We start from the raw sequence: 12,054 nt of genomic DNA on the forward strand, positions 1-12,054 counted from the left end.
CTATAAGCTACCGGTTGCGCAGGTTTATACTTATTCCTGAATGCACTATAACTAGCCCTGTAGGATCAAGTCTATACTCATGAGCATCTTTTTTACTTGTCCGATGTTTAAAGTGCGCATAACCATTAGTGCCATTAATGCAACCAATCATGGAACGATCATATAGCTCTTGCAGTAATTTTACAGATGACAAGTTTACACAATTGTTTTCTATAAATTCAACAGCTTCCGAATAAGTACAGTCATACTTCAAACTAATGTCTTTTAAAGCATCGAAAATGTTTTGAATCTGAAAGGGGTTATAGAACGACGAAAGTTCGTTACTTAACTCCTTAACAAGTTCAGCTGAATACAGCCCCAATAACTTATTAACATCCGTTTTATTTAATGGTATCGAGTAGTAACCGGACTCAAGTGGTTTGAAGAAAAGTATCAAATCTCGTGGCCGAATTAGTGTGTGGTCGCATACATACTTAAAACTTGTCTTTGGAGAGAAGTCATCATCTATAAGACTTTCCCATGGTGTATTTTTATTTTTGAACTGTAGGTTTGCTTGGCGGAAAGCATTTGCAATCCGCTTATTTATCATTTTCTTAATGGCGAGATCGTTTTCATCAGACTTTCCTGCATTGTCATCCTCACTCCAGGATAGCCTTGTGGAGTAAGATGAGAAAACTTTAGATATATCAGCTGCTTGCGTGGATAAAAGTCGCTCCACATCATCTCGAATCAGTATTATAACTTTCGCTGATGCATTATTTTTAGCAAACACGGTATTATTTACATGTTTAGATGTTCTGATTAGCTGTATCAGTGTGTCTGTTGAGTTATTATCATTGGCATCAAAGTCAATATCTAAATCATCAAAAAACAAAGCGTAAGAATTTTGATTCTCTCTATTGAGCTTACTCGTCAAAACCTCTACAACAACTTTTTCCAAATGAGGTATCAATTTATAGAATGCTGCCCTTGATTCTTTAATTTGTATATCAGAATTAAACTTCCCTTTGAAAAATCTCTTAAATTGCTCAATGCTGACCTCAAAGGAATGTTTCTTTATTAGCTCAACTATTTCACCTGTATTTATGTCAATGTAACCACTATTCTTTTTGAGAAATTCTTGCAGTAATTTGTATCCATCTGCTTGAGCAGCAGCTTCATTCTCAAAAAACATCTTGATGATATTAGTGTAAATTAGCCATTTAAATAAGTGATCTTTTGTATGCTCCGAGTTATGTTCATTGCCTAACTGAACGAGCCTTTCCAAACTTAAATTATCTTGGCTAACAAATGAACAAAATAAATTGGGTTGTTCGATTGCTGACAAATATGTATATTCCGCAAATGCACTTTTCCCGCAACCTTTGCGTCCAATCAATATAAATTTCTCGTCAGAAAGTTCTTCGTAGAGATTGTGAAGATCTTCATAAACATCTCGCAAATTGACTTTTGAAGTTGGCAACGATTCTGCCTCTGCTTCAGGTGCACCAATATAGAGGGCATTTTTTTCCTTGCGTATAAAACTTTTAAATACCATTTTAGCTCCTAATACTCTTCCTTGGATTAACGTCGCCAAATAATGTGTTAGCATTTGGCTTTTCTTTAGATAAGTTATTGATGATACTCTAAAAAACAAAAAAATCTATTACTAGAATGCTAAAGGACTAGCCAAAGGATATTAGCGTTTCCGGCAACAATGATGTCCGCTCCTCGCTCATTGCTGACCTTCAGATCCAGCAGGTTGTTTGCTTGGTACCAGAGATAGACGCGCCGATAGCCAGGTAATCGTCCATACCTCGCCATGGTAATCTTTCACAAGTATGTGCTCTATACGTAACGGGACAAAGAGGGAGATAGATAGAAGACTCCAGGTCTACTCAGATTCATCACAACATTGAGAAATCAGACCAACAAACCACTGGGATCACAACGCTATTTAGCGGATCGCCGATAAGATTTTGATGACTGCCAGGCATGTTTCATCTTCTCAATAAACTCCAGCTTCTCTTCAGGTTGGACGTTCCACACATCTATAGCCGCAATAATCATGTCATAACGCATAGACGTGTTATATGGGCGAAGATAGCCTGCTATTCGTTCTTTTCCTTTGAGATAGTCCCAGAGATATACTAACTGAGTTTCATTTTCACGTGATATCCAGTCAAAATCTGTCAGAAAAAAATCATATTGCTCAAGCCAGCGCTCATGCAGTTTTTTGAAATAAGAGATCTTATCTCCAAGTGAGCATGGAGCTTCATCAATGTATCTCATCACACCATTGATGAGTTCACGCTCAGTTACCGGGGAGGGGTTGTACAGATCGGTACTTGCTCCCGCGTTCAGATAAAATCGGGAGAAAACGCGTTTCGGTTTTTTCGAAGTAGTGGCCTGTGGATTTTTTATCAGGTCCCAATCGATATCGTCCAAGTCGATATTCAAATTAGGGAAATCAAGATTTGCGAAGATATTATTATCCATTAAAAGAGAATTAAAACTTCCTGAACAACCGACGTCATTCCCCAACCCACCAAGCGTCAGCCCTGCAGATAATACTGGGTATTCAAAAATATAATGGTGAGCAAACCACAATGCTCTTGGTGTACCTTTGAAACAATCAAAATAATCTTTATCAATTAGTAGCAGCTCAGCCCATTCTTTAAGAGTTTTCCGGCCAATTTTGATTCTGTCCTGATCGCCCAGGAAATGCCGTTCAAGGATCTGAGAGATTAAAAGTCGAAACTGATCTGGCGAATCATAAGTACTCAACTGTAAGGAGTGATCAGTGTTGGAAAGTGCTCCCAGCATTTTTAGATACATGATCTCGTAACGGATCATATCGTAATGCAACATCGTCTCTTCCCTCTAATTCTGGCTCCCGGACACAGATTAGCATGAGCATCTTTTATGTGGAGAGAGACGTGTCACAGGCTGAGGAATGACTGATTTCTTACTGATATCCTACTGATTTTATTGTGATATTACTTTGATGTTTTACTGCATTATTACTGTAGTTTTTACTCTACTATCCTCCTCTGTTCACCTCATTAGAATCCTTAAACAGCTGATATGAACATTTGGGTTTTTAGTATAATTAAGGGGCACTTCCTGTTTCTATACCACCCTGTTCACAACGCCTTCCCCCAATCATTAACCCTGCCTGTCATCCCCTGGATACACAGTTCCCTGTATCTGCCATATCTCCGCTTCTCTTAAAAATTACATCTCATCCCAATCCTTTGTACTCCACCTGACAAAGGATAAATCAATGCACACACCTTACCCTTTCAATTCCAGATACACGATGAACTGGTTTCTACTGTCTCTACTCAATGACCACCTGAATCAGCTACTGAACCGATACTCCCGAATACAGGCACTCAGACTCGACCTGTTCTATCAGAAAGGTACAGAGCGCTATAAACGTCATTCCTGGAACGAAACTGAGCGAGAAGTACGCATGCTGGTTGAACGCACTCTGCAGCACACAAATCTGGCAGGGTATTTCTGGGTACTCGAGAACTCTGTAGACCACGGATGCCATGCCCATATCGTGTTCTATCTCGACAGGCACCTTAATCAGGCTACCTACCCAATAGCTGAGAGAATCGGAACAATATGGCGGGAAATAACGCAACGAGAAGGGTATTACAACCGCTGCGAATACAAGTCCACTTATGACGTCAGTATTGATAAGCCAGTGAACTACGGTGATACCGAAGCCATCGATAACCTGCGCTACATCATCAGTTACCTTGCCAAAGAAGAACAAAAGCACGGTCACTATTACTACGGAGCCAGTGAGATACCGCCGCCCAGCGGACTGGGGCGCCCTCGCACAGTGTAACTCGCGTTCTGCACTTTTTTACGTATCAATCCATTGATGTGGAAGGGCTGGTGGTAACGAGCAATCACCCACCAGCTCAGGATAATCTCATACTGGAAGACAGCATCATGACAGAACAAATTTCTTTGCTCGATGACCAACTGGTGGATATGCGGTTCATCACGAAGCTAACGGGGCTTACAGATAAATGGTTTTATAAGCTGATTCAAGATGGTGCCTTCCCCAAACCAGTCAAACTGGGGCGCAGTTCTCGCTGGTTAAAGAGCGAAGTAGAAAACTGGCTTCAGGAACGTATTAACCAGTCCCGTAAATAACACCACTCTGACCTAACCCCCGGCAAGAAAATAACTATCCGACTCGTTCGGAGGTTTTCTGCTGTCTGTCATTTAAGCCAGAAGGAATATGAACCATGAAAGATTACAAGCCTCGTTACGAAGAACTTTATAGATATTATCAGGTCTGGTTGACCGATTTTACGAAGCTGACGATCAGATCGGGTATGTGTCACCAGAATATCTACCACCATCATACCCTGACGGTTAGCAGCCTTAAGTTTCCGGGAGAGGAAGAGGTTATTGCTATTGTCCCCCAGTGCCTGCACCGGATTATTTATGGCAGAGCAGCAGCTCCACTGACTGTTAATGATGACCTGAGCGTCAGTTTATTTACTCAGGAGCATCTGCTGGCTCACCATCCCATGCTGGAGGGGATTTTGCTGTCTGAGTGCGTACGTTTAAAACAGCGTCCTCTGGCAAATAAGCTCATCAGTTTGTTCCGCCAGTTCAGCGGTAGTGAGCTGCGTCTGAAACTGGTCTGGCTGTGCTGGTACGATTTGATGTTGGGTAATTGCCTTGATGACTGGACCGGCAACCTCAGGTTCAAAAAAGACAAGGAGATGGATATCTGGATCAATGACCGGCAGGCTGAAAACCCTGCACTGACCAGTCTGATGGACGAGTATGTCTGCTTTGCATGGCGGACGACAGCGGAACCACTTAATCAGGCTTCATCCATAGTCATGCAAAGAATTTGAGGGTTATTGGGGAGTGAAAATTAATTTAGGTTAATTAATATAATTAATAGGCACTCCCTTTTTACAACCATCCCCCCCCTAATCCATGCAACTCCCTCTGCCATGGCCCTTCCTGAAGACCTGGTGCATTCCACTGACTGGCCCTCGCCAGCACTAAAGAAAATCATCCTATGCACAACAAACAACAATGGGAGCCAGACTTGTTTTTACAGTCACTCCTGAACAATCATATCGACAATATGGTTGAACGCTACTCCTGCCTGCGGGCACTCCGAACAGATCTGTTTTACCAGGATCATATCGCTAAGTTTTTCCTGCGGGATCACCGGCAGCTTGAATGGGATATCCGAAAGCTGATGAACCGTATGATGCAACTCGAAGCGGTGGTCGGTTTCTTCTGGGTTATCGAATGGACAGAAGACCACCACTACCATGCTCATGTCGTGTTCTGGCTGGATGGTAGTAAAACTCAGAATACCTATCCCTGGGCGCAGCAAGCCGGTTTGTACTGGAGCGATATCACTGACCGGGAAGGCTGGTATCACAGATGTGAGTTTAAAGAGCATTACGAGGCCAACATCTACATTCCGGTACGTTACAGCGATCCGGACAGTATCACCAACATCCGACAGGTACTGGCGTATATGACCAAAACCCAGCAGAAACATGGGCTGTTACTGTTCGGTTGCAATGAGGTCCCCGAACGACATTCAAGCAGACGGCCACGTAAGAATGTCTTCTAAGTAAGGCAATTTTTTACGCCAGCATCTCATCGTGTGAGAACCACACTACTCCCACCCTCATAACACCTTTAAACCATCCAACCGCACGGTGTCTGTCAGTCTTGCTGGGACGGTTAGACCTGCGAATTGTCTGGCAGGAACCAATACTATGTTTGCCAACTCCTTGATTGCTTTCGACGATAACGCTCTGGCCCCCTCAGGGTCAGGATGATTGCCGACAAAGAAAACTGAGATTTATGCTGGCAGAGCTGGTATCTGCACCACTGTTTTTTTCTGGCACTGCGTTTTATGTAAAAATGATTGCGATGAAAAAAAATACTGCCTGACCTGTGGTGTTGTGACCCTAGTTTCTATTTAAAATAGTTTCCTGCAAAAAACTGCTCGTAACCACCTGATATATTATTACCGCATAAATGATAAACACTACTGATCAAACTTGGCTGGGTAAGGATCTTCTTTATCTTTATCCTTACAAGGATGCCGTAGCCATTTTTGCCAACCTTGAGGATCCTCCTGAATATCAATTTCGCTGTCAAAATCCTCCAGCTCGCAACTATCTAACTTCTCTTCAACACTGTGTTTATGGCGTATAAATGATGCCAACTGATCCTGGTCGAAGGTACCTGCAAGGTAGGGATAATTGATAATCATCTCAGCCGCCCCCTGGACTTGAAGCATTGTATTGATTCGACCAAAGAGGCGATCAACCCGTCCATTCCTCTGCTCGTTATCACCAGGAGTCCAGGCGATGCCATAATGATGAACTTGATTGCATTGAAGATGAAGATTCACGCCTTCCTGCAACACAGAGGTTGCTACCAGCACATTAGGGAAGAAAGGTGAATTAAATCCACGAATTAAACGTTCGCGATTTTTTGACTGCCCGCTGGCATACCAACTTGGACTACTCAAGCTAGTGAACTCGCGCCAAGTATATTGAGTATTATCTAGTTTCTGGCCAACAATTTTCACACATAGCGTTTCGAAAGTTTCAATGGCAGCCACAAAATAACGTAGCATCAGTGATCCATTCAATTTTGGGGTGACCCATTCTACAAAATGCTGATATCGCTGCTGGACCTCACCTGTTTGAGGTCGACGGTTGAACTCTGTAAACCAGCAATAGAGCTCAATGATCACAGGGCTGGCAAACAGGTAACCCGTGCGAAGATAGTTGGCAAAGTTCTCAATAATTGCCATACCGTTAGGCTGGTCACGCCACTTAATCAATTGCTCTTTTGCTGGCCGCGGCAGCTCATGAAACATCAATCCCCAAGCTGTGGGCAAAGCAGTGATATATTTGATTTTCTGAGCTGTTGTCGACTGCTGCAGCCGGGCATCTCTCGCGGCATCACCATAGCTGTCACGTTGACGTTCACCAGACTCTTTGCGGTAATGATAATGATAGGTCCCGGTCGTACCATCCAATGCAGGCTCAAGAAATAATGAAAAGAGGCTTTCAGGGCGACGGAAACGCAAACTAACGTTGGCGCAGTCGGTACTGCGCAGGCCCGTTTTCTTCATAACAAATAGCTCGGCAATTTTACTTGAAAGCTTTAGCTCGTTATCCGTTTCAGGCTCATCTGTCTCCCCGTCCTCCAGCATATGCTCATCAAAATCGGACTTTTCATTGGATTTTTCCGATAAAAGCTTAACAAAAATATCTCGGGACCAACCCGACTCTCGCCATTCTGCCAGCGCCTTTGCAGGTAGCTGCCAGACATTCATCAATCGCTCAGCCATTATTTCATCATAACGTGCGTTGATGCGCTGAGTAATTTCGCGTACAGATGGTATTCGACGAACAAAAACCAAATGCTTACTACAATGTAGCGGCTGAGACTGCTTGAACGGATCACTGGTAAAGCAGGCCTCTACCAGAGTGTCGTATTTGGGATGATCTGGAAAGCGGTTATAGATATCGTGAAACTGCCGGGTCAAGCTATTGAGCAGAGCAGAATCCGGCGCGTGGTTGAAGTCATTATGGATTTGCCCCTCTTCATCACTACTATTATCCCGCTCACTTGCGGTACTGCCCGTTGATTCAAACCCTTCAAGATAGCCATATAGCATGCGCCTGCCGCCACCTGCCTTTTTCTCTTTGTCCAGTTGAACTACGAGTTGTTTCTGATATAGAGCAAAAAACAACTCAGCATCCATCTTATTAGTAAAACTGGAAATGCTAGCGCGCTCATGACGATATTCATATTTGCTGTGGCTGCTCTCTCTGCCCTGCATTTTGCGCAGTCGGCGGATGGCAAAATCATTCATCAGCGCACGGACATCATCCTCTGCATAACGTTTTGGCATGTCACTGAAGTAGCTAAATATGTCATAAACATTTCGCGATGCTGAGTGATTTGGAGTTGCCGTCAACAACAGTACATTGCTCCCCAGCCGGTCCTGCGCATCACCAAAGAAGGCCTGAGCGGCGGCGGCACGCTGTGATCCGCTTCGATTACGAAAGTAATGAGCCTCATCGATTATAATTAAGTCAAACCCTCCTTTTCCAAGAGCTTGCTTAATCTGCTGACGATATAACACGCCATAAGACGCGGCAGCATTTAAAGCATCTTTTTTTTCATCTGGAGGGACCAGACCGCTTAGTGAATGGATAGTAGTAAGGTAAAAATGGTGAGATTTTTTCTCCACAGCGGCCGCCAGCTCCGCCAGTCTGCCATAAATTTGTGGGGCATATTTTGTCTTACCCTCTAAAGTGGTAAAGGCATTATGTTCAGCCCGATAGTGTATCTCTGTGAAAATGCTAAATTCTCTCTCCCAGTTATCACAGAGCGTCCTGTTAGGTGCCATAACCAGAATGCGTGCATCAGGTTTTGCCTGCCATAACAACAACATTACTCCCATCGCCTGATAAGTTTTCCCCATGCCGACTTCATCAGCAAGGAGTGCCAGTCGTTGTTTATTCAGCAAATTCCACAACCCAGCCACCCCCTCTGCCTGCTTCGCCGCCATGCTGGAAGCACCGGATTGATACTGCCAGTGCGTATCAGTCGCATCGAAATTCATCACGGCTGAAACCTCAACCGGGGTAATGATCTGTTTTAACTTATTCGCCATAACTACAGTCTTCCATGATAGCAGCGAGATAACGTAGGCTAGTGGCATCGCTAGTTAGGGGGGGAATTGCAACCTGTAGAGACTCCCACAAGTGCACAGCCACAGATATGGCTTCAGCCCCTTGTTTGTGACGTATGCTTTTAACACGCTTTCTTGCCAGAGCGGCCAGAGTGTTAACTTCTTGGGCCAGAAACCAGTTAAATACTAGCTGAGTCGGTTGATTTATACGCTCCCTGGCTATTTCAGCCAATTCCTGTAAGCAACCTGGTTCACTGAACAAACGACGATATAGATGAGTGCCATCGTCCGCGTCTGCTAGCCAGTTGCGCCGTTGTTGGATAGCCTGAAAGAGGCGGAAATAGCTAGTGGCATCTAAATTCATGACTTGCGCCATCCCCTCACTTTGCTCTTCATCCTGCGCTCCAGCACAGCGCAGCATAAGGCGATCACTCAATGCGGGATCCGCTGAATTCAGATAGCTGTTAAGTAAGTCATCTAGCGACTTAAAGCTCAACGCACGCCGGTTTTCAATACCGCTTTCAACGATCATGCCCTGCCAGTCGGTTATTCCTGTTCTACGAAGGGTATAAAAGGGGTTATCCAATACGGCATTGCTATTTAATACCGTCAATTGCCGGGGCGATTTCAGACCTATACCGGTAGCTTTCCATACCAATTCATTTGCCCCGTTGATACCGGGCAATATCAGTTGATAACCTGACGCAGGCTTACCACCGAACCATTGCCCGGAAATCTGATACTCACATCGAGTCCAGTCAAAAATAACGCTCAGATCGAAAGGTTGAAGTTCATCAGGCTCCAGCGCTTCTTCCTCCAACAATGCTTCACTGGCGAAATTCTCTTCATTAACATCATCCCATTCTTTGCCGCAAATCGTGATGTTACGAGAGACCGGATGCACAATTCCCGCTTCTACATTCCAGTTTGCCTCAGGTAAGCTGCTGCAACCCGGGTTGGTGAAATTCCAGGACCCCACGGCAAGTTGCGTACCGGTATTGCTTTTCGCCAGCCAGAGCTTGGCGTGGGTCATCAATGCCCTATCGTCCTTGGGCACTGGAGAGCGATACACGGTAAGCTTTTTATTTGTAATCATTGCCTGAATACTGTCACTCCATCGAGTGCGGATATAACGTCCCTCAACCAAATCCGGAACCAGTTCTACGAGCACTTCATGCCCAATATTGTCGATAAACCCTGCTAAATCCTCAGCAAGATAAGGCGACCAAACACTGAGTGTATGAATCTCACCGCCGTTTTTTAATGCATCTAGCAGTGTGCAACCAGCCAGACTGTGAATAAATGACCAATCAGGATCATCACCGAGAAACTTGCGACGGGTTGGGAAAAATTCTTCATCATTCAGACTGTTATCAATTGTGGTAAAAAATCGTTTTACCTGCTGGTATTGGGCATTACTTGCAACACAACGAAAATCCACAGTTTCTTGATTTCGCCCCCACCCACTAAGCGTAAGGTTGGCACTGCCCGCACCCACAATAATCTTTCTGTAGTGATCTTCGAGATAAAATACTTTTGGGTGAAACAGCCCGCGCTCTTTATCCAGATAAGACTCTTCGCTTTGAGCCAGCTTACGCACCGACACCGGATATACCGCAATGGAGGTACGTTTCGGCTTTTCTTTCGCAATCATGCGCGGATCGCAGTAGATGCGGAAATCAATACCACTCTCATTCAGCGCACGCTGCAGACCTTCGTAATCCATACGACTAACGGGCGGGTCCATACCCAACACAGCAGGAAGTACCCACGTTTCAACAAAAGAGATATCCAGATTAAAGGTGGTGAGCCAGACACGTTTCAACATACCCATATCAGCAATTTGCTTTTTGAAGACATCTAACAGCTTCATGCAGAATGCCCCCATAAACCGTTCAGCAAATGTCTGAACTGTGGTAGATAATAACGGTTTACCCAGTCGCTATTCTGACGATCTTCGCGTAGCGAACATGGTGGTACCTGCAGCAAAATATCATCACCTTCAAGCAGGAGCCACGGGAACTGCCCCCTTGACTCCATTATCTTGTGATGATAATCCAGCAAGCCTCGAACCTGATCTTCCAGCGACGGCATACAGGCCAGTGCTAATAGTTGCTGAAAACGTCTGGCGGGCGTACCGGAAAGCGAGGAAAGGAGCACATCATTTTCCAGAAGTTGAGCCGCCTTTTGTGGCAGATCAAGTTCCGTAAGACCGCGCGACTGCCAGAATTGACGAAATTCTGCCAAAGTCTGACTACTCTGTCGGCGTAAGCCTGAAAACATCAGGTCGATCAGGGATAAAAATGGCTCCGCCTGACTGATATGTTGTAACTCCCTGAGGTCACTTTCATTCATTTCAGGCATACTTTTCGCCTGATGCATGGCACGTTTGAAAACTTCAGCATCTGTAAGCTCTAACTCGTCCAAACGTTCCTGCTTGAGTACCCGATAAATAGCACCCGCTGCATATTTATCTAACCCCGTTCTTTGTAGCCAGAATATTCGCGAATAATCCCCGACCATTTTCGGGTCGCGGAATGCCTTTACATACGCCTTTTTTAGGCCGACAGGAATATCTTCGAAAAATGGGTTGAGGTCGCGCTTATGTGAGGCCTGCATTTTCAATTGCATGTAAGTCAATGCCGCTGCATGTAATTTTTTCAGCTCTGGTACATTCCGAATAAATGCCTCTGCTGCCTGCCACACTGGCTTGCTTTCCGGCAGATCATAGCGATAATCAGTAGAGAAAAAATGCATTTTCATCATTGGCGATTTATAGCGCCCATTGGTACCAAGAGCGATCTGATTAGTCAGTAACTCACTACTTTTCTCATGACCAAAAAGTATCTGAGGATTTTTATTTGCAGCGTTCCATTTAGATCTGGCTTTATTAATACCCTGCACACCAGTGAGAGTGACACCTCTTTTTTCAGCCGCCAGCATGGAGTAGATATAAATATTTTCCAAATGGATCAGACAGGCAACTCTAAACTCATGTAATTGCTTTTTGGGATACAGACCTTTCATCACGCCTGAAGTTTGCAGCTTTTCATCGACCAGTATCTGGCGCAATACGCTGTGATGCAGCAGATTCAGCGTATATTGCCGTACATCATTTGCGATAGAAGTAATACGGCTATGAAAGATGTCCTGCCCCCAGGACGACCAGATGACTAATTGCCCAAGCGGATCCACATTCAACTCACCCGTTAGCGAGTCATCGTATTCAGTCAGAAATTTCTCGATGTACATTTCGTTGCGTCAGTCGCTTATGCCCACAGGGCTAACAACACGCAATCAGTGCACTGCGAAAGCCCTTCCATGTTCCACTTTCTTTC

The 12,054-nt window shown here is 44.6% G+C and carries 9 protein-coding genes; 4 read left to right on the top strand and 5 right to left on the bottom strand.

From position 1 onward, the window contains the following. Positions 1–7: 7 nt before the first annotated feature. Together E0L20_RS11800 and E0L20_RS11805 are read right to left on the bottom strand one after the other, a co-directional pair. Positions 8–1,591 carry a P-loop ATPase, Sll1717 family gene (locus tag E0L20_RS11800; RefSeq protein WP_032645920.1) on the bottom strand — a complete coding sequence of 528 codons (1,584 nt, stop codon included), beginning with the start codon at positions 1,589–1,591 and terminating at the stop codon, positions 8–10. Between the two features lie 341 nt (positions 1,592–1,932). Then, positions 1,933–2,850 (bottom strand): hypothetical protein, encoded by a 918-nt coding sequence (locus E0L20_RS11805; protein WP_022650307.1) that lies wholly within the window; start codon positions 2,848–2,850, stop codon positions 1,933–1,935. A gap of 415 nt (positions 2,851–3,265) precedes the next feature. On the opposite strand from E0L20_RS11805, the gene E0L20_RS11810 reads away from it, so the two are divergent. From E0L20_RS11810 to E0L20_RS11825, 4 genes are all read left to right on the top strand, one after another. Next, positions 3,266–3,844 (top strand): YagK/YfjJ domain-containing protein, encoded by a 579-nt coding sequence (locus E0L20_RS11810; protein ID WP_022650306.1) that lies wholly within the window; start codon positions 3,266–3,268, stop codon positions 3,842–3,844. Positions 3,845–3,951: 107 nt separating this feature from the next. Continuing rightward, positions 3,952–4,158 (top strand): helix-turn-helix transcriptional regulator, encoded by a 207-nt coding sequence (locus E0L20_RS11815; RefSeq protein ID WP_022650305.1) that lies wholly within the window; start codon positions 3,952–3,954, stop codon positions 4,156–4,158. Between the two features lie 95 nt (positions 4,159–4,253). Further along, positions 4,254–4,877 carry a hypothetical protein gene (locus E0L20_RS11820; RefSeq protein ID WP_022650304.1) on the top strand — a complete coding sequence of 208 codons (624 nt, stop codon included), beginning with the start codon at positions 4,254–4,256 and terminating at the stop codon, positions 4,875–4,877. 170 nt (positions 4,878–5,047) lie between these two features. Next, complete coding sequence (locus E0L20_RS11825; protein ID WP_032645919.1) at positions 5,048–5,620, top strand: YagK/YfjJ domain-containing protein; 573 nt, start codon at positions 5,048–5,050, stop codon at positions 5,618–5,620. 423 nt (positions 5,621–6,043) lie between these two features. Here E0L20_RS11825 and E0L20_RS11830 read toward each other — a convergent pair whose 3' ends face one another. From E0L20_RS11830 to E0L20_RS11840, 3 genes are read right to left on the bottom strand one after another with little or no spacing between them, the layout of a single operon-like run. Beyond that, positions 6,044–8,698 (bottom strand): DEAD/DEAH box helicase family protein, encoded by a 2,655-nt coding sequence (locus E0L20_RS11830; RefSeq protein WP_022650302.1) that lies wholly within the window; start codon positions 8,696–8,698, stop codon positions 6,044–6,046. Beyond that, positions 8,688–10,589 (bottom strand): phospholipase D-like domain-containing protein, encoded by a 1,902-nt coding sequence (locus E0L20_RS11835; RefSeq protein ID WP_022650301.1) that lies wholly within the window; start codon positions 10,587–10,589, stop codon positions 8,688–8,690. Before E0L20_RS11835 ends, E0L20_RS11830 begins: the two co-directional genes overlap by 11 nt. Next, the gene (locus E0L20_RS11840; protein ID WP_022650300.1) at positions 10,586–11,968 is read right to left on the bottom strand and encodes a hypothetical protein; all 1,383 of its coding nucleotides are present in this window, start codon (positions 11,966–11,968) and stop codon (positions 10,586–10,588) included. Before E0L20_RS11840 ends, E0L20_RS11835 begins: the two co-directional genes overlap by 4 nt. Positions 11,969–12,054 lie beyond the last annotated feature (86 nt).

The sequence above is a fragment of the Enterobacter wuhouensis genome (assembly GCF_004331265.1).
GTDB lineage: Bacteria > Pseudomonadota > Gammaproteobacteria > Enterobacterales > Enterobacteriaceae > Enterobacter > Enterobacter wuhouensis.

Bases quoted from the DNA above. Each gene is read 5' to 3' on its own strand.
- E0L20_RS11805 (WP_022650307.1), bottom strand. From the start codon at position 2,850: ATGTTGCATTACGATATGATCCGTTACGAGATCATGTATCTAAAAATG.
- E0L20_RS11825 (WP_032645919.1), top strand. From the start codon at position 5,048: ATGCACAACAAACAACAATGGGAGCCAGACTTGTTTTTACAGTCACTC.
- E0L20_RS11810 (WP_022650306.1), top strand. From the start codon at position 3,266: ATGCACACACCTTACCCTTTCAATTCCAGATACACGATGAACTGGTTT.
- E0L20_RS11830 (WP_022650302.1), bottom strand. From the start codon at position 8,698: ATGGCGAATAAGTTAAAACAGATCATTACCCCGGTTGAGGTTTCAGCC.
- E0L20_RS11815 (WP_022650305.1), top strand. From the start codon at position 3,952: ATGACAGAACAAATTTCTTTGCTCGATGACCAACTGGTGGATATGCGG.
- E0L20_RS11800 (WP_032645920.1), bottom strand. From the start codon at position 1,591: ATGCTAACACATTATTTGGCGACGTTAATCCAAGGAAGAGTATTAGGA.
- E0L20_RS11835 (WP_022650301.1), bottom strand. From the start codon at position 10,589: ATGAAGCTGTTAGATGTCTTCAAAAAGCAAATTGCTGATATGGGTATG.
- E0L20_RS11840 (WP_022650300.1), bottom strand. From the start codon at position 11,968: ATGTACATCGAGAAATTTCTGACTGAATACGATGACTCGCTAACGGGT.
- E0L20_RS11820 (WP_022650304.1), top strand. From the start codon at position 4,254: ATGAAAGATTACAAGCCTCGTTACGAAGAACTTTATAGATATTATCAG.